Origin of the sequence: Nesterenkonia halotolerans, assembly GCF_014874065.1 — a bacterium.
GTDB classification, from domain to species: Bacteria; Actinomycetota; Actinomycetes; order Actinomycetales; family Micrococcaceae; genus Nesterenkonia; species Nesterenkonia halotolerans.
The window spans coordinates 316365-342385 of the sequence record NZ_JADBEE010000001.1; the positions used below are offsets into that span (position 1 = coordinate 316365).

20 protein-coding genes are annotated in these 26021 nt (G+C 66.7%); 10 read left to right on the forward strand and 10 right to left on the reverse strand.

What is annotated here, in order from left to right:
- Positions 1 to 39 precede the first annotated feature (39 nt).
- The 7 genes from ruvC to H4W26_RS01455 all read left to right on the forward strand — a co-directional run bounded on the left by ruvC (position 40) and on the right by H4W26_RS01455 (position 8400).
- Positions 40 to 762: a crossover junction endodeoxyribonuclease RuvC gene (gene ruvC, locus H4W26_RS01425; protein ID WP_192590403.1), complete on the forward strand. Its 723-nt coding sequence runs from the start codon at positions 40 to 42 to the stop codon at positions 760 to 762.
- Positions 763 to 844: 82 nt separating this feature from the next.
- Complete coding sequence (gene ruvA / locus H4W26_RS01430) at positions 845 to 1459, forward strand: Holliday junction branch migration protein RuvA (RefSeq protein ID WP_192591951.1); 615 nt, start codon at positions 845 to 847, stop codon at positions 1457 to 1459.
- A 38-nt stretch (positions 1460 to 1497) separates the two neighbouring features.
- Positions 1498 to 2490 (forward strand): Holliday junction branch migration DNA helicase RuvB, encoded by a 993-nt coding sequence (gene ruvB, locus H4W26_RS01435; protein WP_192591952.1) that lies wholly within the window; start codon positions 1498 to 1500, stop codon positions 2488 to 2490.
- A gap of 76 nt (positions 2491 to 2566) precedes the next feature.
- Positions 2567 to 2908, forward strand: coding sequence for a preprotein translocase subunit YajC (locus H4W26_RS01440; protein ID WP_192590404.1), 342 nt, complete (start codon positions 2567 to 2569; stop codon positions 2906 to 2908).
- A 10-nt stretch (positions 2909 to 2918) separates the two neighbouring features.
- Positions 2919 to 4829 (forward strand): protein translocase subunit SecD, encoded by a 1911-nt coding sequence (gene secD / locus H4W26_RS01445; protein ID WP_192590405.1) that lies wholly within the window; start codon positions 2919 to 2921, stop codon positions 4827 to 4829.
- Positions 4829 to 5956, forward strand: a complete 1128-nt coding sequence (gene secF / locus H4W26_RS01450; protein WP_192590406.1) for a protein translocase subunit SecF — start codon at positions 4829 to 4831, stop codon at positions 5954 to 5956. The genes secD and secF overlap by 1 nt, the downstream gene beginning before the upstream one ends.
- A gap of 158 nt (positions 5957 to 6114) precedes the next feature.
- Positions 6115 to 8400, forward strand: coding sequence for a RelA/SpoT family protein (locus H4W26_RS01455; protein WP_318779835.1), 2286 nt, complete (start codon positions 6115 to 6117; stop codon positions 8398 to 8400).
- Between the two features lie 11 nt (positions 8401 to 8411).
- Here the strand turns inward: H4W26_RS01455 and H4W26_RS01460 are convergent, their stop codons facing one another.
- The 7 genes from H4W26_RS01460 to lipB form a co-directional block, all read right to left on the reverse strand.
- On the reverse strand, positions 8412 to 9095 hold the full coding sequence (locus tag H4W26_RS01460; protein WP_192590407.1) for a hypothetical protein: 684 nt from the start codon (positions 9093 to 9095) through the stop codon (positions 8412 to 8414).
- Between the two features lie 157 nt (positions 9096 to 9252).
- Positions 9253 to 9768 (reverse strand): Holliday junction resolvase RuvX, encoded by a 516-nt coding sequence (gene ruvX / locus H4W26_RS01465; RefSeq protein WP_192590408.1) that lies wholly within the window; start codon positions 9766 to 9768, stop codon positions 9253 to 9255.
- Positions 9761 to 12460, reverse strand: coding sequence for an alanine--tRNA ligase (gene alaS / locus H4W26_RS01470; RefSeq protein ID WP_192590409.1), 2700 nt, complete (start codon positions 12458 to 12460; stop codon positions 9761 to 9763). Before alaS ends, ruvX begins: the two co-directional genes overlap by 8 nt.
- 182 nt (positions 12461 to 12642) lie before the next feature.
- Positions 12643 to 13275, reverse strand: a complete 633-nt coding sequence (gene rpsD / locus H4W26_RS01475) for a 30S ribosomal protein S4 (protein WP_192590410.1) — start codon at positions 13273 to 13275, stop codon at positions 12643 to 12645.
- Positions 13276 to 13576: 301 nt separating this feature from the next.
- A complete protein-coding gene (locus H4W26_RS01480) occupies positions 13577 to 14374 on the reverse strand; it encodes a DUF4191 domain-containing protein (RefSeq protein ID WP_192590411.1) in 798 nt (265 codons plus the stop codon).
- A 23-nt stretch (positions 14375 to 14397) separates the two neighbouring features.
- Positions 14398 to 15405 carry a lipoyl synthase gene (gene lipA, locus H4W26_RS01485; RefSeq protein ID WP_192590412.1) on the reverse strand — a complete coding sequence of 336 codons (1008 nt, stop codon included), beginning with the start codon at positions 15403 to 15405 and terminating at the stop codon, positions 14398 to 14400.
- A complete protein-coding gene (lipB, locus tag H4W26_RS01490; protein ID WP_192590413.1) occupies positions 15402 to 16169 on the reverse strand; it encodes a lipoyl(octanoyl) transferase LipB in 768 nt (255 codons plus the stop codon). Before lipB ends, lipA begins: the two co-directional genes overlap by 4 nt.
- Positions 16170 to 16271: 102 nt before the next feature.
- On the opposite strand from lipB, the gene H4W26_RS01495 reads away from it, so the two are divergent.
- Positions 16272 to 17903 (forward strand): serine/threonine protein kinase, encoded by a 1632-nt coding sequence (locus H4W26_RS01495; RefSeq protein ID WP_192590414.1) that lies wholly within the window; start codon positions 16272 to 16274, stop codon positions 17901 to 17903.
- 79 nt (positions 17904 to 17982) lie between these two features.
- Here the strand turns inward: H4W26_RS01495 and sucB are convergent, their stop codons facing one another.
- The 3 genes from sucB to H4W26_RS01510 form a co-directional block, all read right to left on the reverse strand.
- Positions 17983 to 19905 (reverse strand): 2-oxoglutarate dehydrogenase, E2 component, dihydrolipoamide succinyltransferase, encoded by a 1923-nt coding sequence (gene sucB, locus H4W26_RS01500; protein ID WP_192590415.1) that lies wholly within the window; start codon positions 19903 to 19905, stop codon positions 17983 to 17985.
- A 101-nt stretch (positions 19906 to 20006) separates the two neighbouring features.
- A complete protein-coding gene (lpdA, locus tag H4W26_RS01505; RefSeq protein WP_225939554.1) occupies positions 20007 to 21386 on the reverse strand; it encodes a dihydrolipoyl dehydrogenase in 1380 nt (459 codons plus the stop codon).
- A gap of 143 nt (positions 21387 to 21529) precedes the next feature.
- Complete coding sequence (locus tag H4W26_RS01510; protein ID WP_192591954.1) at positions 21530 to 23119, reverse strand: leucyl aminopeptidase; 1590 nt, start codon at positions 23117 to 23119, stop codon at positions 21530 to 21532.
- Positions 23120 to 23315: 196 nt separating this feature from the next.
- Between H4W26_RS01510 and H4W26_RS01515 the strand changes: the two genes are divergently transcribed.
- Together H4W26_RS01515 and H4W26_RS01520 are read left to right on the forward strand one after the other, a co-directional pair.
- Positions 23316 to 24521, forward strand: a complete 1206-nt coding sequence (locus H4W26_RS01515) for a PAC2 family protein (protein WP_318779732.1) — start codon at positions 23316 to 23318, stop codon at positions 24519 to 24521.
- Between the two features lie 111 nt (positions 24522 to 24632).
- A complete protein-coding gene (locus H4W26_RS01520; RefSeq protein ID WP_192590417.1) occupies positions 24633 to 25871 on the forward strand; it encodes a DUF4192 family protein in 1239 nt (412 codons plus the stop codon).
- The last annotated feature ends 150 nt before the right edge of the window (positions 25872 to 26021 follow it).

Below are 26021 nucleotides of genomic sequence, written 5' to 3' on the forward strand. Positions count from 1 at the left end.
TGAGTGAATCAGGCAGCGCATGAGCCAGGGATCCTGGACATGAGTCAGTCGGCTGTGGTCTCCGGGACCGCCGGCACGTCCCGCACGGCGCAGCGGATCCTGGGGGTGGACCCCGGTCTGACCCGGTGCGGCTTCGCGGTGGTGGAGATGAACCTGAACCGAACCGGCGCCTCGCTGCATGTGGAGGTCACCGGCACCAAGGCGAGCCAGGACCTCGCCGAGCGGATCCTGAGCATCCAGCGTGCGGCCGAAGTGCTGTTGGACCGCTTCGCCCCGGATGTGCTCGCCATCGAACGCGTCTTCGCCTCGAACAACGCACCGACCGTCGTGACCACGGCGCAGGCCTCAGGGGTCATCATCGCGGCCGCGGCCGCCCGCGGCATACCGGTAGCCTGGCACACTCCCTCCGAGGTCAAGGCCGCTGTCACCGATGATGGAAACGCCGATAAGCAGGCCGTCGCGCGCATGGTCCAGCGGATCCTCAAGCTCCCCGGGCTGCCCAAGCCGGTGGACGCGACAGACGCCTACGCGGTCGCCATCTGCCACGCCTGGCGCTCCGGGATCGGCGCGCGCTTCAACATGTCCGCCGGGACACAGACCCACCAGGGTGCCACCACCGCCCTGCAGCGCGCCCAGGCCGCAGCGGCGGCGAAAAGCTCAGCGGCGAAGGCTCCAGCCGCCAGAGGTTCCGCTCGGACAGCGGCTGATCAGCTGACCCCTGCCCAGCGCGCCTGGATGGCAGCCGATAAACGGGCGCGCTAAAGTGTTCGAATACATGTTCTAGTCATGCCGGGGCCCGCCCTCGGCATGCGACCAGTCGCCAGCGGCGACGGTGAGGTGAATGATGATCTCTTCCATCCGGGGCGACGTGCTCCACATCGGCACCGACCACGCAGTGGTCGAGGTCTCCGGATTCGGGCTGCACGTCTCCGCGACCCCGAAGACCCTCGCCGACCTGCACCCCGGGACCGAAGCCCGGCTGCACACCAGCTTCGTGCCCCGACAGGACGATGCCCCGCTGCTCTTCGGCTTCTCCGAGCTCGCTGAGCGCGTCATCTTCACCACCCTGGTCGCGATCTCGGGCATCGGCCCACGCATGGCCCTGGCCGTGCTCGCCGTGCACACTCCCACGGAGGTCCACCGTGCCATCGCCGAATCCGACACCGCGGCCTTCACCAAGGTGCCCGGGATCGGCAAGAAGACGGCGCAGCGCATCCTGCTGGAGCTGGCGGGCAAGCTGGTGATCGACCAGCCCCAAGCGCCGGCAGGAGCCGCCTCCGGTTCGGACGAGCCTGAGGTCGCCGTTCAGGTGCGTGAAGCACTGGTCTCACTGGGCTGGATCGAGCGCGATGCCAGGACTGCGGTGGAGAAGCTTCTCATCGCGGAGCCCGAGCTGGCTCAGGCCGATGTCAGCACCGTGCTTCGCCAAGCCCTGCGCAGCCTGGGAGGTGCACGGTGAGCACGGACGGGCCCCGCGAACTGCTCGGCGGCTCTTCGATGACCGAGGAGCGAGCCATGGAAGCCGCCCTGCGGCCGAAGGCGCTCAGCGACTTCGTCGGCCAGCAGACCGTGCGCCGCCAGCTCTCACTCGTGCTGGAATCCTCGCGCATGCGCGGCACCGCCTCGGATCATGTGCTGCTCTCCGGCCCGCCCGGCCTCGGCAAGACCACTCTGGCCATGATCATCGCGGCGGAGATGAATGCCGCCCTGCGCATCAGCTCCGGTCCGGCGATCCAGCATGCAGGTGATCTGGCTGCGATCCTGTCCTCGCTGACCGAGGGCGAGGTCCTCTTCGTCGACGAGATCCACCGGATGTCGCGGCCCGCCGAGGAGCTGCTCTACATGGCGATGGAGGACTTTCGGGTCGACGTCATCGTGGGCAAGGGAGCCGGAGCGACCTCCATCCCGTTGGAGCTTCCCCCGTTCACCCTGGTCGGGGCGACGACCCGGGCCGGCCTGCTCCCGGGCCCGCTGCGTGATCGGTTCGGGTTCACCGGGCACCTGGAGTTCTACAGCGAGCACGAACTGGAGCTGGTGCTGCGCAGGTCCTCGGTGATGCTGGATATGAACGTCGCGGGAGCCGGCTTCGCGGAGATCGCCTCGCGCTCCCGCGGAACCCCGCGCATCGCGAATCGACTGCTCCGCCGGGTGCGCGACTGGGCGCTGGTGCATGGTGTGCCCGAGGTCGATCAGGCCACCGCAGCCGCCGCGCTGGAGATGTATGAGGTCGACGAGCGCGGCCTCGACCGGCTGGACCGCTCAGTCCTGGAGGCGCTCTGCCTGAAGTTCAAGGGCGGCCCGGTGGGGCTGTCCACGCTGGCAGTCCTGGTGGGGGAGGAGACGGAGACCGTGGAGACGGTGGCGGAGCCGTATCTGGTCCGCGAAGGGCTGCTCGCGCGCACACCCCGAGGGCGCGTCGCCACCGATGAGGCGTGGCGGCATCTGGGGCTGACGCCGCCCGAGCGCCACCCTGATAGTCTGTCGGGTTGAATGTCCGGCCAGGTTCAGCAGCGGTTGCGCCGCAGCCCTGGCAAGCACGTCCCGCGACGAGAGATTGGCCCGATCTGTGAACGCTCTGCTCCCTTACGCCCAGGTCTCTGCCTCTGAAGGCACCGGCTCGGCCCCTGGATTCGATCCGCTCCTGCTGATCATGATCGCCATCCTGGTGATCTTCATGGTGCTGACCTTCCGTCGCGGAAAGAAGCTGCGCGACGAGCAGTCCAAGGCTCGCGGCGGCGCCGTGGTCGGCGCACAGGTCGTCACCGCCGGCGGAATGGTGGGAACAGTGGTCTCTCGTGATGAGGAGGCCCAGCGAGTGACCCTGGAGTTCAGCTCCGGAGATCGTGTGGACTTCCTCATCGGCGCCATTCAGCAGGTGGTTGAACCCGCCGCCACCACAGAGGACTGATTCCCGCTCTATGGCGACACGTACCCCGGCCGCTCATGCCCGCGGCGTTCTGATCGGCCTGCTCGTGCTGCTTCTCGGCATGGGCGGACTCTTGGCCTTCGCAGTCCAGGACGGCCGCGCCCAGTGGGCGCCGCTGTTGGCCCTGGACCTCGAGGGCGGCACCCAGATGGTCCTCTCTCCTCAGGTCGACGGGGATGCAGAGATCGACGAAGAGCAGCTCCAGCAGGCGGTGGAGGTCATCCGTCAGCGTGTTGACGGCTCCGGTGTCACCGAGGCCGAGATCACCACGCAGGGTGGTGAGAACGTGGTCGTCGGCCTCCCCGGAACCCCTGACGCGGAGACCCGAGAGCTCATCCAGGCTTCAGCGGATATGGAGTTCCGGCCCGTCCTGAGAGTCGAGCAGGACATGGCGTTCATGGAGGAGCTTCTCGCAGAGGACGAAGACCTCTCTGAGGAGGAGGCCGAGGCTCTCGAGGAGCAGCTTGGCGCCACCGAGGATGAGGAACAGGCGCGGCCCGAGGACTTCGAGGAGCCCACCGCCGAGCCTGAAAACGGCTCAGACCCCAATTGGATCACTCCCGAGGTCGCAGCGGACTTCGCGAACTTCGAATGCAGCAGCGAGATCAGCCTCGATGATCGAGCAGAATCCTCGCCGGATGAGCCCCTGGTCTCCTGCGACCCGGAGAGCGGCATGAAGTATCTGCTGGGACCCGTGGCAGTGCCCGGCACCAACATCGAGGACTCCAGCTTCGGCATGGAGCAGTCCGGGGCCGGTCAGTCCACCGGACGCTGGGCCGTGACGATCAACTTCGACGCCGAGGGCACCGAGGCCTTCAGCGACACGACGACCCGGCTCCTTGGCCTGGAGGCCCCGCGGAACCAGTTCGCCATCATGCTCGACGGACAGGTCATCTCAGCTCCCACCACGCAGGCCGCCATCGTCGACGGACGCCCGCAGATCACCGGCGACTTCAGCGAAGACGAGGCGCGGGGACTCTCCGAACAGCTGCGCTACGGCTCGCTGCCGATCAGCTTCGAGATCGAGTCGGAACAGCAGATCTCCGCCACGCTGGGTGAGGAGCAGCTGCGACTGGGCCTGCTTGCCGGCATCATCGGACTGGTGCTCGTCGCGGGCTACGCCCTCTTCCAGTACCGCACGCTGGGACTGGTCACGATCGTCTCGCTGGTCGTGGCCGGTGTCATGACCTGGTGGGCCATCGCGCTGCTGGGCTGGAGCGACGGCTACCGCCTCTCCCTGGCCGGCATCGCGGGCCTGATCGTCTCCATCGGTCTGACCGCGGACTCCTTCATCGTCTACTTCGAGCGCATCAAGGACGAGCTGCGCGAGGGCAGATCCCTGCCTGGCGCCGTGGAGGCCGGCTGGTCGCGTGCCCGACGCACCATCCTCGCCTCGAAGGCGGTCAACGTGATCGCCGCCGTCGTCCTCTATCTGGTGGCCGTGGGCAATGTGCGCGGATTCGCATTCACCCTGGGCCTCACCGCGGTCATCGACGTGATCCTGGTCTTCCTGTTCACCCATCCGCTGATGCAGCTGATTGCCCGCAGGAAGTTCTTCGCCGCCGGAAAGAAGTTCTCCGGGCTCTCCGAGAAGGAACTCGGAGTCGACGTGCTGTACCGGGGCTCCGGGCGATTCGCTCGTCGCGGGCCCAGCAGCACCACCGAGACCGCCTCGCAGGGGGCTCCTGCCCCAGCTCTCGCAGGCAGCTCAGCGAGCAGCCTGCCCAGTTCACCGCTGCGGCCCTCCGCACGCACCCCCGAGCACGCCCGCGAGGACCGGATCCAGGAAGTTCCGGAGATCTCCGAATCTGAATGGGCCCAGATGACCATCGCCGAACGGCGCCGGGCCCGGGCCTCCGCAGCACGTCAGCAGGACACCGACGAGACCGAGGAGGAGCGCTGATGGCTGCAAACTTCGCCAAGGCAGGCAACCAGCTCTACACGGGCGAGCGGGCCTACCCGTTCATCCAGCGGTCGAACCTGTGGTTCATCCTCGCCGCGGTGCTGATCCTGGCCTCCATCGCCGTGCCGTTCTTCCGAGGCGGCTTCAACCTGGGCATCGAGTTCACCGGCGGGTCCGAGTTCACGGTCTCGCAGTCCGAGAACACGGACATCGCCGTGGGCCAGGACGCCGTGGAGGAGGTCTCCGGCCAGGAGGCCACCGTCACCAACGTGGCGCCGGGAACGGTGCGCGTGCAGACCGAGGAGCTCAGCGACACCGAGACGCTCGAGGTCGCAGAGGCCCTCCAAGAGGGCTACGGCGTCTCAGCCGAGCAGGTCAGCTCCACCTTCATCGGCCCGGTCTGGGGAGAGCAGATCTCAGAACAGATGCTGCTGGGACTGATCATCTTCGTGGTCCTGGTCGCGCTGTACATGGCCTTCTACTTCCGCACGTGGACCATGTCGATCGCGGCGATGCTGGGCCTGGGCTTCGTGGTCATCGTGACGGTGGGCATCTACGCCGCGACGGGGTTCGAGGTCACCCCGAGCGCCATCATCGGCTTCCTGACCATCCTGTCCTATGCGCTCTACGACACCATGGTCGTCTTCGACAAGATCCGGGAGAACGTTGACGGGCTACGCTCCCAGCTGGACCAGACCTTCACCGAGCGGGTGAACCTGGCGGTGAACCAGACCCTGGTGCGCTCGATCAACACCTCTGTGGTGGGCATCCTGCCGGTGGGCTCGATCCTGTTCATCGGCTCTCTGCTGCTCGGCGCCGGAACGCTGCGCGACATCTCGCTGTCGCTGTTCGTGGGCATCATTGTGGGCACCCTCGCCACGATCTTCATCCAGGCGCCGCTGTACGCCCGGATGCGCCGCAACGACGCAGAGATCAAGTCCCACACCACTGAGGTGCTCACCCTGCGCGAGCAGCGCGGCGTGCATGCGGTGACCTCCTCCGGCATGGCGCTGGACGCAGCGGGCCAGCCGACCGTGTTCCCGCCGCTTCCAGAGCCTGAGCCAGAGGTCGAGATGGAAGACGACGACGAGTACCAGGTCATCATTCAGGCCCCGCACGAGCACTGAGTCACGGCGTGACCTGGAATGGGGCTAGAATTGCCGACACGCCGTCTTCGGCATCCCGATTCCGCTCGAGGGAAAGCAGGTCCGCACTGGTGAACGAGGATCGCCCGGCTCCAGAGGGCACCACGCAGCTCGCGGCCGCGAGTGCAGCCTCACCGCCCGTGGTCAGGCGAGCGCGCGCGGTGGGTGTGGTCAGCGACGAGGCATCATCCTCGCCGCTGCTCGAACCGCTTCTGCGTGCCATGCGAGCCAATGACTCCCAGCAGGACTTCCCGCTGGTCGAGCGTGCCTTCGCGGCGGCCAATCACCATCACCGGGACCAGAAGCGCAAGAGCGGCGACCCCTACATCACCCATCCGGTGGCGGTGGCGACCATCCTTGCCGAACTGGGACTGACCGGTTCCACCCTGGCGGCGGCGTTGCTGCACGACACCGTCGAGGACACCGCCTACTCCCTGGAGCAGCTCACCGAGGAGTTCGGCGCCGAGATCGCGCTGCTCGTCGATGGCGTCACGAAGCTCGACAAGCTGAAGTTCGGGGATGCCGCGCAGGCCGAAACCGTGCGCAAGATGGTCCTCGCCATGGCCAAGGACATCCGCGTGCTGATGATCAAGCTTGCGGACCGGCTCCACAATGCCCGGACCTGGCGCTACGTCGCCGCCGAGTCCAGCGCACGCAAGGCGAAGGAGACTCTGGAGATCTTCTCCCCGCTGGCCCACCGGCTCGGGATGAACACCATCAAGTGGGAACTCGAAGACCTCTCCTTCGCGGCGCTCTACCCGAAGGTCTACGAGGAGATCGTGCGCCTGGTGGGGGACCGGACCCCGCAGCGGGAGAAGTTCCTCTCCCAGGTGCGCGAGACCATCGCCGATGATCTCAACGAGGCCAGTATCTCCGCGACCATCACGGGACGCCCCAAGCACTATTACTCGATCTATCAGAAGATGATCGTGCGCGGAAAAGAGTTCGACGACATCCATGACCTGATGGGTGTCCGCGTCCTGGTGGACACCATCCGCGACTGCTATGCGGTGCTCGGAGCCCTGCATGCCCGATGGAATCCGCTGCCCGGGCGTTTCAAGGACTACATCGCGATGCCGAAGTACAACATGTACCAGTCGCTGCACACCACGGTTCTGGGACCTGCCGGCAAGCCGGTGGAGATTCAGATCCGCACCCATGAGATGCATCGACGCGCCGAGTACGGGGTGGCCGCGCACTGGAAGTACAAGCAGGACTTCTCGGCTCCGCAGGCCTCCTCCGCACCGCCGGCGGGCGGCTCCTTGGCCGGCACCGCAACCCAGCAGTCCCAAGCCACCGAGGACATCGGCTGGCTGCGGTCCCTGGTGGACTGGCAGTCCGAGACCAAGGACCCCGACGAGTTCCTGGACTCGCTGCGCTACGAGATCAACGCCAAAGAGGTCTTCGTCTACACGCCCAAGGGCGAGGTCATGTCCCTGCCCGCCGGGTCCACTCCGGTCGACTTCGCCTATGCGATCCACACCGATGTCGGGCACAAGACGATCGGTGCGCGCGTCAATGGCAAGCTGGTGCCGCTGAACTCAGAGCTCCAGCACGGGGACTGGGTGGAGATCTTCACCTCCAAGTCCGAGACGGCCGGCCCCAGCAACGACTGGCTGCAGTTCGTCAACAGTGCTCGCGCCCGGAACAAGATCCGGCACTGGTTCTCCAAGGAGCGTCGCGAGGAGTCCATCGAGCGCGGCAAGGAGAGCCTGACCAAGGCCATCCGGAAGTCTCAGCTTCCGCTGCAGAAGGTGATGAACCCCGAGGTCCTCGACACCGTCGCCAAGCAGCTGCATTACACCGAGGTGGCTGGACTCTACGCCGGGGTGGGGGAGGACCATGTCTCCACCCAGAACGTCATCGAGCACCTGATCGCGCTCTTCGAGCCCGAGGAGGAGGAGTCCGAGGAGCACGACACCACGCCGATCACCTCGCCCGTGACGCCGGCGAACCAGTATTCCGACGCTGGGGTGATCGTCAAGGGTGCCGGCAATGTGCTGGTGAAGCTGGCGCGCTGCTGCACGCCGGTTCCTCCCGATGAGATCGAGGGTTTCGTGACCCGTGGTCAGGGCGTCTCGGTCCACCGTGCTGACTGCCGCAATGTCGAGCAGCTGAGGGACCAGCCGGGTCGGCTCGTCGAGGTGGAATGGGCGCCGACGAAATCCTCGGTGTTCCTGGTGGAGATTCAGGTCGAGGCGCTGGACCGCAAGTCCCTGCTCTCGGACGTCACGCGGATCCTCGCCGAGTCTCAGGTCAACATTCTCTCTGCCAGTGTGCAGACCTCCCGCGATCGGGTGGCGCTGTCACGCTTCTCCTTCGAGATGGGTGACCCTCGCTACCTTAACCATGTGTTGAACTCGGTTCGGCGCATCGACGGGGTCTATGACGTCTACCGAACTGTGGGCAAACGTCGCGATCATTGAGCATCGGCGGCTCAAGGACGAACGCCGAAGACACGTGCCTTCAGCAGCGCGGCGATCTTTTCCTGCCGTCTCTGCACCGCGGTCCTGCCGCGCAGCTGGTGGTGGATCTGGGCGGTGAGCTGCTGCACCGAGACCGTCTCGGGACCCGCGTCTGCAAGGCGCCGGATCAGCTCCCACCGACGAGCTGAGGCTCGGGTGTCCTCCTGGTCCGAGGCCTCTGCATGCGGAGCCGGCTGGTCCAGGGCGCTTCGGCTCGCCGAGGTGCCGATGCCGAGAAAGATGTCCGCCGCGGTGCGCAGCGGAGAGGTCACGGCGACCCCCTGCAGATGCACCACGTGACCAGGCTCCAGCGGCATCTGATGAACCTGCCACCCGGTCGCCGCCGCCGTCGTGCGGCGGAACACGCCGTCGGTGATCACCGAGACCTTCTCGGGCCGCACCGCGCCTCCCAGGTGCACCCAGGCGGCCGTCTCGCCGCAGAGAACGGACCCTGCGCGCAGCCCAGGAGCAAGCAGCTCCTGGCAGCCCAGGGCACGAAGACCGGGTGAGTCCGGCAGCCGCACCGACGCGTAGACATCTGCGACCAGCAGGCGGAGTGCTCCCTCGTGGACCAGGACCTGCAGCTCGGCCGCGCTGAACTGCGGGCCCGCTCGGTAGAGTCCTTCGGGCAGGGGGGCCGCGGTTCGTGTCGTCATGAGCCAAGCATGAGGCAGTCGCGATCGCACCGCGTCGTGGCGGACACGGGCTGTGGAGATTCGGCACGGCCCGACGCCGACGCCCTGCGCTGTGGAGAAGCTGAGCAGAGCGTCCGCGGCTCTGCTGCGAGAAGAGACCCGGCGGCGGGCGGGTGGCTCAGTCTGCGGAGACAGCGGCGCCGGGTTCTCTGCCCCAGGCCTGGCGCAGGTCCATCGCGTGGGTGAGGATCTCGACGGCGGCCGCCTGATCGATGCGGTCACGCTGCTCCCGTGAGGTGACCCCGGAGGCCCGCATCTTCTCAGCCGCCGAGACGGTGGAGAGCCGTTCGTCCACGAGGTAGACCCCTGCCGCGATCTCGGCCTCCTTCAGAAGCTGGGCGAGCTGCTGTGCATAGTCACGAGCCTTCTCCGTGGACAGCGTCTCGGCCCCGGAGAGCGAGAGCGGAAGGCCCACGTAGATCGCGCTGACCTTCCGCTCACGGATGATCTTGAGCAGCATCTTCAGGTCGGAGGCTCGATTGTGGTCACGACGAAGAGTCATGACCGGCGTGGCGACCAGCGCGTCGGGATCTGAGGCTGCCAGCCCCACCCTCGCCTCGCCGACGTCGACCCCGAGACGGACGCCGGCTCGTGGCGGGCCAGCGGCAGGGGACTCCGGAGTCGGCTCAGCCACGCTGTCCGACCGCCGAGACGACGACGTTGAGTGCTTCGCCGATCTTCGTGGCGTCCTGTCCGCCGCCCTGGGCGAGGTCGGCCTTGCCGCCGCCGCCTCCGCCGAGCACGCCGCAGGCGAGCTTGACCAGGTCTCCGGCAGAGACGTTCTGCAGCCGGGCGGCTTCGGTCGTGGCGACCACGATCACGGGACGCCCCTTCGCGACGCCCGCGACTGCGGCCACCGCGGCCCGGGAGCCCAGCCGGCCTCTCAGGTCCAGTGCGAGGCCGCGCAGATCGTCGGCACTGGACACCGCTCCGGCGTCGTGGGCCAGCACGTCTACCCCGCCTGCATCCACGGTGTGGGACAGCAGCTCTGAAGCCTTGGCCCGCAGCTGGGCGCTGCGCAGCTTCTCCAGCTCACGCTCGACCTCTTTGAGCTTGGTCAGCGTGGAGGCGATGCGGTCCTGCACCTGGTCTGCCGGGACCTTGAGCATCTCGGTGAGCTGGTTCACCAGCGTGCGCTCTGCTGCGAAGTGGTTGAAGGCATCGAGACCCACGAGGGCTTCGACACGACGGTTGCCTGCACCGACCGAGGCTTCAGACATCAGCGCCAGCGTCCCGATCTCAGCCGTGGCGTCGACGTGGGTGCCGCCGCAGAGTTCACGCGACCAGGCGCCGTTGATCTCCACCATGCGGACCTCCTCGCCGTACTTCTCTCCGAAGAGCATCATCGCCCCCATGGCCTGGGCCTCCTCGAGCGAGGTCACGCGGGTCATCACCTCGTAGTTGTCACGGATGGCGACGTTCGCTGCCTCTTCGAGCTCCTGGCGTGCCCCGGAGCTCATCGCCTCGTCGGCGGTGAAGTCGAAGCGGAGGTAGCCCTCCTTGTTGAAGGAGCCTGCCTGCACGGCCTCGGGGCCCAGCACGTCGTGCAGGGCCGCATGGATCAGGTGGGTGCCGGTGTGTGCCTTCTGTGCGTCCAGCCGGCGTCGTACGTCGATGGCGCCGAGGGCGGCGGCTCCCACCGGCACCTCGCCGGAGATGACTCGTGCCCGGTGCACCGAGAGACCCTTGATGGGTGACTGAACATCGAGCACCTCGAGCTCGAAGCCGTCGCCGGTGACCCGTCCGGTGTCCGGTGCCTGGCCTCCGGATTCGGCGTAGAACGGTGTGGCGTCGAGGACCAGCTCGATGTCTTCACCGGCGGAGGCGCTGCGCCGGGACTCGCCGGCCACGAGCAGCCCGCGCACCGTGGACTCAGTGGTGTGCTCGGTGTACCCGGTGAAGCGGGTCGGGGAGTCCGCGCGCAGCTGCTGATAGAGCCCGGTGTCGGCGTGGCCGGACTTCTTGCCCTTGGCGTCGGCACGGGCGCGTTCACGCTGTTCGGTCATCAGGGCGCGGAAGCTCGTCTCATCCACGCTGACCCCCGCTTCAGCGGCCATCTCCAGCGTCAGGTCGATGGGGAAGCCGTAGGTGTCATGCAGAGCGAAGGCGTCGGCGCCGGTGACGGCCGCCCCGGCGCTCTGCGCGGAGGACACGGCCGACTGCAGCTTGGCCGTCCCCGCGGAGATCGTGCGCAGGAAGGCCTGTTCCTCCTTCACCGCGGTGGCGTGGATCTTCTCGAAACCGGTCTCCACCTCCGGGTAGACGCCCTTCATCGCGTCCTTGGACACGGAGACCAGGTCACCGAAGACCGGCTCCTCCACGCCCATCAGCCGCATCGCGAGGATGACCCGTCGGATGAGTCGGCGCAGCACGAAGCCGCCGCCCTCGTTGGAGGGTCGCACCCCGTCGGAGATCAGCATCAGCGAGCTGCGCACATGATCGGCGATCATCCGCAGGCGCACGTCATTGGCGCGATGGGGGTCCTGGGGGTCCTCTGTGGAGGTGTAGCTGATCCCGGCAAGCGCCGCTGCGCGGTCCAGAACGGGACGGACCTGGTCGGTCTCATACATGTTCTCCACGCCCTGGAGCACCATGGCGAGGCGTTCGAGACCGAGCCCGGTATCGATGTTCTTGTTCTGCAGCGGACCGGCGACCTCGAACTCGGTCTTGGAATGCACGGCGGAGAGCCGGTACTGCATGAAGACAAGGTTCCAGATCTCGACGTACCTGGTCTCGTCGGCCGCAGGGCCGCCCTCGATCCCGTAGGCGGGACCCCGGTCGTAGTAGATCTCGGAGCAGGGCCCGCCCGGACCGGCCTGACCGGTGTTCCAATAGTTGTCCTCGGGACCGAAGCGCTGGATCCGAGCCTCGGGCACACCCACCTCGTCGCGCCAGATGGCGTACGCCTCGTCGTCGTCCTGGTAGACCGTGACCCAGAGCCGCTCGGGGTCCAGCCCGTAGCCGGGCAGACCCGTCTCGGGGTCGCCTGCGGTGGGGTTGGTCAGCAGCTCCCAGGCCATCGGGATGGCCTTCTCCTTGAAGTAGTCCCCGAACGAGAAGTTGCCGCACATCTGGAAGAACGTGCCGTGGCGGGCGGTCTTGCCGACCTCCTCGATGTCCGCGGTGCGGATGCACTTCTGCACGGACACCGCGCGTGCATAGGGCGGGTTCTCGGTTCCCATGAAGTAAGGGATGAACGGCACCATCCCGGCGATGGTGAACAGCACCGAGGGGTCGGGTGAGATCAGCGATGCGCTGGGGACGCGCTCATGCCCCTGGGCGGCGAAGTAGTCGTACCACGTCCGGGCGATGTCCTCGGTCTTCATGAGATTCTGGGATCCTCCTGCTGATGGTCGCTGCGAGTCGGCCGCCCCGGTGTTGTGACCTGGGTGGATCTGCGCCGGGACCAGCTTAGTTCAAACACAGAGCCCGCTGCGGTCTCCCCGTGGGGAGTGCAGCGGGCTCTGTGGATTTCAGAACGTGTCTGTTCTGAGCGATCTGTGGAAGATCAGCGTGCGTAGTACTCGACCACGAGCTGCTCTTCACAGGTGACGGGGACCTCTTCGCGCTTGGGCTTGCGGGAAAGTGTCGCCTGCAGCTTCTCGATCTCGACGGTGAGGTAGCCGGGAACTGCTGGGAGCGCGTCCTGGTGGGTGCCTGCGGCGGCCACCTGGAAGGGCTCGAAGCTCTCGGAGCGCTCGTGCACAGCGATCAGCTGGCCCGGCTTGACGCGGAAGGACGGACGGTCCACGCGCTTGCCGTTGACCGTGATGTGGCGGTGAACCACGAACTGGCGAGCCTGGGCGATGGTGCGGGCGAAGCCCGAACGCAGAACCAGGGCATCGAGCCGGGACTCGAGCAGCTCGATGAGGTTCTCACCGGTCAGGCCCTCGTGCATGCGCTTGGCCTCTTCGTAGTAGCGCGTCATCTGCGCCTCACGGATGCCGTACTGCGCGCGCAGACGCTGCTTCTCCTTCAGACGCACGGCGTAGTCAGAATCCTGACGACGACGCGTACGTCCATGCTGGCCGGGGCCGTAGGGGCGGCGGTCCAGGTACTTCTGAGCCTTGGGGGTCAGCGCGATGCCAAGGGCACGCGATGCCTTCACAGTCCGACGACTGCGCAATGGTGATGTGGGCATTGACTGCCTTTCTGTCTTGTCGGCGATTGATGTTTAACCCTGATCGCGACAAACGATCAGGTACCTGGCCTCCGGGATCCCAGAACCGGAGAGCGTGAGCTGCCGAAAGCTCACTTCACTGCGACCTCGCATCGGCACGCGGCAGCCCCACCGACGTTCTGAGGGGGATGTCCGAGTGCAGGATCTTCTCTAGACATGCGAGGCCTGCCAGACAGCACAACAGCCTAGCACCGGGGACAGCAGAACCCCAATCATCATCAGGATGATGGGGGTTCTGACAGCTCTTGAATGCTGGGGACGTCTAGCCGCGCAGCGCCTTGCGGTCGGGGCGGGTGCGGTAAGGATCGACGCCCTTGGGAATCGGTGGCCGCGAGATCGGCAGCGCGGCGAGGCGACGCTCGACGGCATTGACCTCGTGCTTGGTGAGCTTCTTGTCCAGCTTCTTGATCGCCCGGTTCAGCTTCTGCAGGGGGACCTGCTGGTCGCCGCGCCCGGCCTGGATGATGTGGATCGGGACACCGGTGTCGCGCAGGATGGGGCTGAAGCGCTTGCGCGTCTTCTGCACCAGCTTGCTCACCCGGTGTGAGGGGCCTTCGGTGACCAGGATCAGCCCGGGCTTGCCCACGACGCGGAAGATCGCGTCCTGGGTCTTCGGGTCCATCGCCACAGGTTCTTCCGTGACGATCCACCCGCGCTTGAGCGTGCTCAGCGCCGCGGCTGCGGCGCCGGGACGGCCCTCGATGCGGGAGAAGGCCGCCTTCTCGGCGCGTCGATTCATCAGAATCATCGCGGCCAGCAGAGCCAGCGGCAGAGCGATCAGAAGCCCGGTGACCCAGTTCAGCAGCAGCGTGACGATCAGGAAGATCACCGCAAACGTGGCGAAGAACGCCAGCGCCATCCACCACCCGATGTTCGGGTCATAGGAGCGGGTCATCGAGAAGACCTGCTTGATCCGGGCGAAGAAGCCGTCCTGCTTATTGGCCTTCTTGCGAGCCTTGCGGTCCCGCTTCTCTGCCTTCTGCTCGGCCTTGAGGTTCTTGAGCGCGGTCTTCGCCTCCGCCTTGGAGGAGACCGGGGGAGTGGTGTCAGCTGGTGCCATAGTGACCCCAGTCTACCGCAGGCTCAGAAGCCTGCCGCGACGAGAGTGGACGCCTCCTGCTTGGTGGCTCCCGAGGGTTCGATGTGCGACAGGGCGGCGGGGATCTCCCAGCCCTTCTTCTGCATCGCCTTGGCCCAGAGCGAGCCGGCCCGGTAGGAGGAGCGGACCAGGGGTCCCGACATGACGCCGAGGAAGCCGATCTCTTCGGCTTCTTCAGAGATGTCCAGGAACTCCTGGGGCTTGACCCAGCGATCCACCGGAAGGTGCCGCGGCGTGGGACGCAGGTACTGGGTGATGGTCAGCAGATCGCATCCGGCGTCATGCAGATCCTGCAGCGCCTCGGAGACCTCGTCGCGGGTCTCGCCCATGCCCAGGATCAGGTTGGACTTGGTGATCATGCCGTGCGCCCGTCCCTGGGTGAGCACGTCCAGGGACCGCTCGTAGCGGAAAGCCGGGCGGATGCGGCGGAAGATGCGCGGGACCGTCTCGACGTTGTGGGCGAAGACCTCGGGAGCTGCCTCGCAGATCCCAGCGATGTTCTCCTCGCGACCCGAGAAGTCCGGGATGAGGATCTCGACGCCGGTGCCGGGGTTCAGCTCGTGGATCTTGCGGATCGTCTCGGCGTAGAGCCACACGCCCTCATCCGGGAGGTCGTCCCGGGCGACGCCTGTGACGGTGGCGTAGCGCAGCTGCATCTCCTGCACCGACTGGGCCACCTGCAGCGGCTCGGACTCATCGACGGCCCCCGGCCGCCCGGTGTCGATCTCGCAGAAGTCACAGCGTCGGGTGCAGGCCGAGCCGCCGATGAGGAAGGTGGCCTCGCGGTCCTCCCAGCACTCGAAGATGTTGGGGCATCCGGCCTCTTCGCAGACCGTGTGCAGCCCCTTCTCGCCGACGCGCTTCTTCATCGCGGCGAACTCGTTGCCCATCTTGACCTTGGTGCGCATCCATTCGGGTTTGCGCTCCACTGGAATCGAGGCGTTTCGTGCTTCGACGCGCAGCATGCGTCGACCTTCAGGTGCCACAGTCACTGTGGGACTCCTTCTGTTGTTCGAGAGATGTCGCAGCCTCGCTGGCTGACGCGTGGATCGGGGGAGCCGGCAGAGCCTGCTGAAACGTGAGGAGCCGCCTGAGGGGTGGGCGGGGGTGTGCTCCTGAGGAGATGGGGGAGGACGGACTGAAGGCGGGCGGTCACACTGTCGGCAACATCCTCGGGTGTGACCCGGCGTCCAAGCTCTGCGCTGATGCTGGTCGTGCCGGCGTCGCTGATTCCGCACGGAATGATGTTCTCGAAGGGAGCGAGATCGTTGGAGCAGTTGAGCGCGAATCCATGCATCGTGACCGAGTGGTGGACCCGCAGACCGATCGCCGCGATCTTGCGCTGGCCCTCGCCGTCGATCAGCCACACCCCGGAACGGCCCTCGACCTGGGTGCCGTAGATCCCGAAGTCCTCGGAGAGCAGGCTGATCAGCATCTTTTCCAGAACGCAGACATAGTCCCTGACCAGGGAGGGGTCCCGAAGATGCAGGATCGGGTACCCGACGAGCTGGCCCCGACCGTGCCAGGTGATCTTCCCACCACGGTCGACGTCGAGCACCGGGGTCCCGTCCTTGGGCCGATCCTGTGGCTCGGTGCGGCGTCCGGCGGTGTAGACGTCTGCGTGCTCGAGCAGCAGCACCGTGGAGGGGGCTGTGCCATCGTGCACCGCAGCGTGCAGCCGCTGCTGGACGGCGTGTGTCTCGGAGTAGTCGAGAAGCTGGGGGTCGAAACCCAGCCGCGTGAATGCGAGCTCCATGGCACCACCCTAGACCCAGATCGGTCCTCGTATGGGAACGTGTCGGAGCGGCCCTGTGGATAACAGGGGTGCCGGGCAGCTGACGGGTTCACAATGATCTCTATGCAGCTGGTCAGAGAGGATGCGGTTCAGGCGAGCGGTGACACGTCGTCACCCGCCGTCGGGCGACGCTCCGAGTGTCCGCGAGCCGAGGGGATCACCGTGGAGCGGATGCTCGGCATGGGTGGCTCCTGCACCGTCTGGCTGGCAAGCTGGGACGGTCCAGCTGCGCCTGGCTGGCACCTGGTCGATGCGGTGCCTCCCTCGCGATTCGCCTTGAAGCTGCCGCACCTCCCGGGCCTGCGATGTCCGGCCGCGGGAGCTGCTGCCAAGGAGCTCCAGGCCCTGGACTGGCTGCGCCATGAGCATCTGGTGCGAGCCTATGGCACGGTGGAGACCTCTCACGGTCTCGGTCTCATGCTGGAGCCATACTGCGCCGGCTCTCTGGGGTCGGTGCTCCGCCGGGCCGGGCGGCTGAGCACCGGTGAGCTGGTCACTGTGCTCACCCCCATCGCCACCGCACTGGAGAGCCTCCACCAGCAAGGTGTGGTGCACGGGGATGTCTCTCCGGGGAACATACTGCTCGCCCCGGACGGGAAGCCCGCTCTGGGTGACCTCGCCGATGCGCAGGCGCTCGGACTGCCTGGGGCACGCACCGGGACCGAAGGGTTCATCGCCCCGGAGGCGCTGTCGAACCGGTGGCGCAGTCCTGGCGCGGGGAGGGCGAGGCAGCGATCATCGTGGCCGCGTGTTGAGTCCGATGTCTATTCGCTCGCCGCGGTGGCCTGGTTCGCCCTGTGTGGGTCTGTGCCCGCGCGTACCCAGTACCGGGCTCCGCTGCAGGCCCTGCGCCCCGAGGTTCCCGGTGCCCTTGTCATGCTGTTGGAGTCCGCGCTGCAGGAGGATCCCCAGCGGCGTCCCGGTGCCGGGGATTTTGCGGTGGCCCTCTTCCGAGCGGCGGTGCCCACGCCCCTGGACCTGACGCCGTACGTGGGTGAAGAGGTGGTGCCGGAGCTTCCTTCGGTGAACACACGGTCGCCTGACCCTCGCCGTCGCGTGGCCCTTGTCGCGGCGCTGACGCTGCTGGGATCGGGAGTCGGGGCCATGGTGGTCGTCCCGCAGGACGACGGCGGCGACCCTGGCCTTGCATCGGCGGTGCAGGCCCCGGCCGGACCGGAGAGCCCAGCATCACCGGAGAGCACAGAGTCACCAGAGAGCAGAGATTCACCAGAGAGCAGAGAGGCAGCGGAAGGAACTCGCGCGCCAAGCCCTCGCGGCCCCGGACAACCCTCCGAGCTGCAGGAGACCCCCGATGCTGGGAACCTGCTGCAGCTCGAGGACCCGGCGGCGGCTCTGGAGGGAATCGCGGTGCTGCGGACCCAGGCGCTGCGCCGCGCCGATCCTGGCCTTGTGCATCGCTACACCGTGGAGGGCTCGCCGGCGAGACTCGCCGATGAGGAACTGATTCGCAGCTTCCGTGCGCGAGGGCTGAGCTACGAGGGTCGGGCATTGGAGATCGAGGTGCAACCCGCAGCGCAGCACTCGGCTGGACCGGCCTCTGGCGAGGTTCGGCTGCAGGTCAGGGTGACTGCGGCGGGGCTACAGGGCGGCCCGGCGCAGACCCAACGGGTGGTGCTGGGACTGCAGCGGCACGGTGGTGCGTGGCTGTTGGACAGCGTCGAGGAGTCCGGTTGAACCCGACGTGGTGCAGACGCAGAAGAGGGCCCGTCCTGGTGGACGGGCCCTCTTCTGCTGACTCACGCAGTGTTGAGCGTCAGCCTTCCAGGCCCAGCTGAGCCTCGAAGTTTCCGCCTTCCAGCCGTGCCTTCAGCGTCTGCATGAACCGTCCGGCGTCGGCCCCGTCCACCAGGCGGTGATCGTAGGTCAGGGACAGGTACATCATGTGCCGGATGCCGATGGTCTCGTTGCCATCTCCATCCTCGACGATCATCGGACGCTTCACGATCGCCCCGGTGCCCAGGATCGCCACCTGCGGCTGGTTGATGATCGGGGTGTCGAACAGCGCGCCCACCGAACCGAAGTTGGTGATGGTGAAGGTGCCGCCGGAGAGCTCCCCGGGGCCGATCTTGGACTTGCGCGTCCGGTCAGCCACATCGACGATCTTCTTTGCCAGCCCGGCCATGCTCAGGTCTCCGGCGTCGTTGATGACGGGGACCAGCAGGCCCTTCTCGGTGTCCACCGCCAACGCGAGGTGCTCGCTGTCATGGTAGGTGATCTGCTGGTTCGTCTCGTCATACTCGGCGTTCAGCTTGGGGTGCTGCTTGAGCGCCTCGGTGACAGCGGTGCCGATGAAGGGCAGGTAGGTCAGGTTCACGCCGTTCTGCTCGCGGAACGAGGCCTTGGCCTTGGCACGGAGGTTCACGATGCGGGTCATGTCGATCTCGTGGACCTGGGTCAGCTGGGCGGAGATGTCCAGCGACTCGTTCATCCGCTGGGCGATGACCTGGCGGATGCGCGGGGCCTTCTCGGTGGACCCACGCTTGGTGGTGTCCGCCTCGACCTTGGGGGCGGACTTCTCCGCAGCGCTGGAAGCCGGAGCCTCGTCGGAGGACGTGGACTGAGACTTCTTCGCCTCGGCCGCATCGACGACATCCTGTTTGCGGATGCGACCGCCGACGCCCGTGCCCTTCACGTCTGAGAGGTCGACACCCTCGTTCTTGGCAAGCCGACGCACCAGGGGAGTCACATAGCCTTCGGCCGATGAGTCGGAGGAGTCAGACTTCGCTGCCGAAGAGCCGGAGTCACTGGCCTTCTCAGACTTCGCAGAGCCCTCGGACTTCTCGGACTTCGACGAGGGGGCCTCGGTCCGCTCTTCGGGAGCGGGCTCCTCGGCAGGCTCCGACTTCTCTTCGGCAGCCTGCTGCGACTCAGCGGACTCGTCCGCAGAGGACCCCTCATCGGAGGAACCTTCGTCGCTGGAGGATTCGGAATCCTGCTCGGCTTCGCTCTGCTCAGGCGCGGAGGATCCGCCGCTGCCGGAGCCCACGAGGGCGAGGACCGCCCCGACCTCGACGGTCTCGTCCTCGGAGACCTTGATCTCCTGGATGGTTCCCGCCACGGGGGACGGGACCTCGGTGTCGACCTTGTCAGTCGAGACCTCAAGCAGGGGCTGGTCGACCTCGACGGTGTCGCCGACCTCGACGAGCCAGCGGGTCACGGTGCCTTCAGTCACTGACTCACCGAGCTGCGGGAGGGTCACCTCCTGAGATTCACCCTCTGAGCCACCGCCTTCTGAGCCGCCCTCGTCCTGCTGGGGTGCGTTCTCCTCGGCGGCCTGCTCGGTGGCCTCGGGCTGCTCAGCCTCGGTGGCGGCATCCTCGGCCTCTTCAGGCTCTGGCTCGGGAGCCTGGTCGTCCTCGCTGGCATCGCTGTCTGCGGATGCCTCGGCCTCGCCGCTCTCCTCCGCGGAGTCATCCGAGGAGTCGTCGCCCGATCCGGAGCCGTCGCCGATCTTGACCAGCGGCGCACCTACCTCCACGGTCTCGTCCTCGGCCACGAGGAGCTCCTCGATGGTGCCGGCGGCGGGGGAGGGGACCTCGGTGTCCACCTTGTCGGTGGAGACCTCCAGCAGAGGCTGGTCGACCTCGACGGTGTCACCGACCTCTACGAGCCAGCGGGTCACGGTGCCTTCGGTGACTGATTCACCAAGGGCTGGAAGGTTCACGGTTTCAGACATGGTGTCCGACTCCTACTCTCAAAGTTCGACGCAGCCTCACGGCTGGAGCATTATCTCAACGGGCGGTACTGGAAGGGCCCCGGCGGTCCGGGAGGTGTGGATCAGCCGTGCAGCGGGTGACCGAAGAGCGCCATCGCAGCCTCACCCATGGCTTCGTTCTGCGTGGGGTGGGCATGGATCAGGGAGGCGACGTCCTCGGGGTAGGCCTCCCAGTTCACGATCAGCTGAGCCTCGCCGACCTGCTCGCTGATGCGAGTGCCGATGCCGTGGACTCCGACGATCGGGCCGCCCTTGACGCCGACCATCTTGATCATGCCGCCGGTGCCCAGGATGGAGGACTTGCCGTTGCCAGCGAGGTTGTACTCGGTGATCTCGATCTCGTCCTTGCCGTACTTCTCTTCAGCCGCGGGCTGGGTGTAGCCCACCGACATGATCTCGGGGTCGCAATAAGTGACCTTGGGGATGTTGATGTCCTCAACGATCATCGGGTTGTTCCCGGCGATCTCCTCGGCGACGAAGATTCCCTGCTGGTACCCGCGGTGCGCGAGCTGGAGACCCGGGACGATGTCCCCGATCGCATAGATGTTGCCGACGCCGGTGTGCAGCCGCTCGTCAGTGATCACGAAGCCGCGATCGAGGGTGATCCCTGCGTCTTCGAAGCCGAAGCCCTCGGTGACCGGTCCGCGCCCGACGGCGACCAGGCAGATCTCGGCCTCAAAGGTCTTGCCGTCCTCGAGGGTGACCTTGACGCCGTCGTCGGTCTCTTTGACCTCGTTGAAGAAGGTGCCGGTGTTGAAGGTGATGCCGCGCTTCTTGAAGGTGCGCTCAAGCTGCTTGACGATGGAGGGATCCTCATTGGGCACCAGCGAAGGCAGGCCCTCGATGATGGTGACCTCGGTGCCGTAGGAGGTCCACGCGGAGGCGAACTCGCAGCCGATGACGCCGCCGCCGAGCACGATCGCCGACTTCGGGGTGGAATCCATCTCCAGCGCCTCGGTGGAGGTGATGATCTTCTTGCTCAGCGGCAGGCCGAACGTCTTGGAGGTGGAGCCGGTGGCCAGCACGATGTTCTTGCCGGTGTACCGGGTGCCGTCCACCTCGATCTCGTTCTCGGACACGAGCTTTCCCTCGCCGGAGACGACCGTGACCTTGCGCATCTTCAGCAGGCCCGTGAGGCCTTTGTACTTTCCGGCGACGATGCCGTCCTTGTATTCGCGGACCTTGGCCATGTCCACGCCTTCGAAAGTGGTCTTGACGCCGTACTTCTCCGAGGAGCGCGCCTCGTCGGCGAGCTCAGCGGCATGCAGGTAGGCCTTGGTGGGGATGCAGCCCCAGTGCAGACACGTGCCGCCGAGCTTGTCCTTCTCGATGAGGCCCACTGTGAGGCCGTGCTGGACCGAGCGCAGCGCCGCAGCATAGCCTGCGCTGCCTCCGCCGAGAACGAGTACGTCGAATTCCTGAGGCTGGTCGGCCACTGTCATTGCTCCCTTGCATCGAGTGAGACGTGAAGTTTCTTGATTTCGCCTGTGGCGCGCTTCGAGCGGGACATGCGACCCGTTCGAAGCGCACCACAGGTGTTCACTGCGTTCAGCCTATCGCTTGTGCGCAGGCATCAGCCACTGGATCAGCGGGTCAGGCCCTCGAGGTAGCTGATCAGTGTGCGGACCATCACGCCGGTGCCCGACTTGTGCGTGTATCCGTAGGCGCCCTTCTCGTTGAAGGCGGGGCCGGCGATGTCCACGTGGGCCCAGGGAATCCGGCTGGTCTCCGGATCCAGGGCCTCGGCGGAGGCTCCTGCCCGGTTGCCCACGAACTCGCGCAGGAAGGCGGCGGCGTTCATCATGCCGCCGAAGCGGTCACCCAGGTTGGTGAGGTTGGCGACCTCGGAATCGAAGCCGGAGCGCGCCTCCTCAGGGATCGGCATGGGCCAGAGGCTCTCGCCTGCGTCGTCGGCCGCCATCACCAGGGCTTCGCGCAGATCCTCGTTGCCCATGACCCCGGAGGTCCGCACGCCCAGAGCGATCATCTGTGCGCCGGTGAGCGTCGCGACGTCGATGATCGCATCGGGCTGCTCGGCCGACGCGGCCACCAGACCGTCAGCGAGGACCAGGCGACCCTCGGCGTCGGTGTTGAGCACCTCGACGGTCTTGCCGCCGTGGATGGTGATCACGTCCTCTGGGCGCTGCGCGGTGTCCGAGGGCATGTTCTCGGCCAGGCAGAGCCAGCCGGTGACCTTGACCGGGAGGTTCAGGTCCGCCACGGCGCGCACGACGGCGGCCACGGTGGCCGCGCCGCCCATGTCCAGCTTCATCGTGGTCATCGCGGCGGCAGGCTTCAGCGAGAGCCCGCCGGAATCGAAGGTGATGCCCTTGCCGACCAGCGCGATGTGGGCGACCGGCTTTGCGGGGGAGTGCTCCATGCGGACGAGACGGGGCTTGCGGGAGGAGCCGCTGCCCACCCCGAGGATTCCTCCGAAGCCGTCGCGTGCCAGCTCCTTCTCACCCCAGACCTTGGTCTTGACCTTGGCGGCGCGGGCCGAGCCGCCGGCGTGTGCCGGGGCCTTCGTGCGATCCGAGAGCTCGGAGACGATCTCGGCGAAGCTCTCCGGGAACAGGTGGCTGGGGGGAGTGTTGACCAGGTCGCGGGTCGCCCGCACGGCGGAGCCGACGACGGCGGCGCGGTCAAGAGCCGCTCGGGTCTGCTTCTCCTTCAGCTCGGTCAGGATCTGGACGTCGCGCACCGGAGTCGAGGTGCGAGCCTCTTCCGAGCTGCGGAAGTGGTTGAAGGAGTAGGCGCCGATCGCCGCACCCTCTGCGATGGCGCCGACCTGCTCCACCGTGGAGGCGGGCAGCGCGATGGCCACGGAGTCGATGCTGCCCAGCTGGCGCACCGCGGAACCTGCGGCGCGGCGCAGGGCCTCCAGGGTGATGCCGCCGGTGGCTTCGCCGGTGAGCGGTCCCACACCGATCAGGACCAGGGTCTCGGAGCTGAAACCGTCCATGCCGGGCAGTCGCAGCAGCTGATCCGGAGCGCCGGTGGCTCCCAGCGCCTTCAGCGAGTCGGCGACCCCCTTCGCGGCCTCATCGGCCAGCGGGTTGGGAAGCAGGATGGGGCCCTGGGGGCTCTTCGCGACGCCGAGCACGAGGGCGTCGGTCGCAGTCTTCTCGACCGAGGTCGATACGGTGGAGAGGCTGGGCTGAAAATCGTTGATCACATCTATCCCATCTGATTCCGAGGGTGACGGAATCTGCAAAGTCGTCATGGTGGTTCTCGACCATCGATCCTAACCACAATCCGCGCGGGAATGCCCGCAGCTGGCATCCTGTTGTACCTATGACTCTCTGGGTCGGCCGGGCCGGACACTCTCTGGTCCTGGCGCCCCAGTCCCGACATTGAAGAGGAGCCGTCAGGTGAAGGACCCCCTGGATCTGCTGCATGTCCACCCCGCAGCCGATGCGAACGACGAGCCCGACTCCTCCGTGAACCTCGGCAGCCTCGCAGCACCCGAGTCCACGGTCAGTGCCGAAGGAGGTGCGCTGGTGCTGCGCGAGGACCAGGGTCCCGCGCAGAGCCTGAGCATGCTGGTGTCTTGGGCCGGCCACACCGATGCAGGAAGCCTGAGCGAACAGCTCTCCGAGTCGCTGCTCAGCTCGCTTCCGCACCACCTGCTCGCGAGCTTCGACGTCGATGAGCTCTTCGACTACCGATCACGGCGTCCGCAGATCACGTTCACCGACAACCAGTTCAGCGACTACAAGAGTCCCGCACTGGAGCTCTACGAGGTGCGCGATGCACTGGGCCACCCGTTCCTCTTCCTCACCGGAGACGAGCCGGACTACCAGTGGGAGCGCGTATCCACCGCAGTTCTGCAGCTCGTCGACCGCCTCGACGTGAAGCTCGTCGTCCTGTTGGACGCCTTGGGCCTGCCCACTCCGCACACCCGTCCCATCGGAGTCACCGCCCACGGCAACCGGCAGGACCTCATCGAGGGGATCTCCACCTGGGGTCCCAGCGCCCAGATCGAGGCTGGCCTGAGCCAGTTCCTGGAGCTGCGCATGACTGAGGCGGAGCGCGACGTTGTCGGCTACACCCTGCACGTGCCGCACTATCTCGCCGGTGGAAAGTTCCCTCACGTCGCCGTGGCGGCCATGGAGTACGCAGGCGCGGCGCTGGAGCTCATGCTTCCCACCGAGGAGCTCCGTGAGGCCTCTCGGCTGGTGGAGCACGACATCTCGCGCCAGGTCCGGCAGAATTCCGAGATCGAGGGCATGGTCGAGCGCCTGGAGCGCAATTTCGACGAGTACGCGACCCCGCAGCAGCGGTCCCTACTGGTCAAGGACGACGACGCCGTCCCGGACGCCGAGGAGCTCGGCGCGGCCGTGGAGGCCTACCTGCGCCACCATGATCCGGCTGAAGACGCGGCCGCCGCTGCTGAGGACGAGGCGCCGGACAGTCCCGCGGCCCTCGGCGCTCCCGAGTCGCTGCCGGCCCCGGACTCGCCGGATGAGGCTGAGACACCGGGCGGGTCTGAGACACGTGTCGATCCGGGGACCCACGATTCGGGTGCGGACCCTGCTGATCCGGAGACCGACGAGGATCCTCACCAGGACCGCTGACCCGGGCGGAAGTTTTCCCCAGCGGCAGCTCAGCCTTCCTCCGCACCAGCCCCCTCCACAGGTCAGGCACGTTCACGGTCGCGCGGCATCCTGCTGAAGCAGGCTTGGTCCATGGACTCAGCAGCCCCTGCGGGACACCCCTTCGATGGACCACATGGTCCAGCAGCTCCGGCCGAACGGACCGGCACATCCCGGCTCGACATCCAGCAGCCTGGGGATTCCGCGCGACTCGTGGAGCACACCTTCGGCTGTCTCCCCAGCGACTCGCTGATCGTCATCGGGCTGCTGGACGGCTTCACCGGCGGACATATGCGGATCGACCTCGGCCCCGCCCTGACGGACCCGTTCGCGGCGGCTCAGATGGTCGCTGAATGTCTCGCCGGACCCGGCGCAGAACCGGCCCCCGAAGCGGCGATGGTCATGCTCATCGGCACGACGCCCGCGTCGCGCGGACAGGATGCCGAGTGGAGCCGCTGCCTCGAGGCACTGGGGCTGATCCTGGAAGCGGAGTACTGTGTGCGCATCGTGCAGTGCTGGTTCCTCTGCGCGGGACATATTCGCGATCCGAGCTGCTCGGAACACAGCTGCTGTAAGCTCCCCGGGCAGCCGATCGAGGAGCTGCTCGGTCACCCGACTGGGCACTCCCAGTCCGCAGTGCGAAGACCCCGCCCTCTGCGTGACGCCGCAGAGCTCTTCCTGCGCCAGGCCCCCGCTCCGGAGGCGACCGTGCTGGATCGGGTTCAGCTGCATCGGCGAAGCCCTGAACAGCGGCTCGATCCGGCAGCGGCTCAGCGACTGCTCCACCGGTGGGACATCCTGCTGGAAGCTCTCGCCCGCGGCACCGGGGCCGACGCTGCTCAAGACGCCCCGGAGCTGCTGAAGCAGCTGCGGAGTGCATCCTCCAGGGACCTGCTCATTCCGCTGGCCACGGTGGGGCTTCCTGCCACGCTCATGGGGCTTGAGGCAGACCATGGTGATGGACGACGGCCGACCGGTCCGGCCCAGGCGCGGCTGCTGGAGGACTACGCGTCCTGCTTCCTCGGCGAAACTGGTCGACGCCCGGATTGGGAGCGTGTCGATGCCCTGGAACACGTTCTCGGTGCGCTGGTGCCCTATGCGGCCGGGTCCGAGCGAGAGAACCTTCTCTGCGTGATGGCATGGATCGAATGGGTCCGAGGCCGAGGCACCGCCGCAGGTTCCTTCATCGACCAATGTCTCGCCGAATTTCCGGAGAACCAGTTCAGCCGGCTGATCGACCAGCTCATGCAGCTGAAGGGGGTCTGTCTCTGGGCCCGGGTCAAGAAGCACAGCTGGTCCTGGGCACAGAGCCAGGCTCAATCGCGCAGCTGAGAATTTCTTCCTGAGATTGGGAATGCGAGCGGAACACGCTATGTTGTCAACTGCTGAGACCCTGCAACCATTGTTGGGATCACACCGAGTGCGGGAGCTGTTGACAGCTCTCCAGAGGTTGTGACTTCAATAATGGCCTTGACAGGGTCA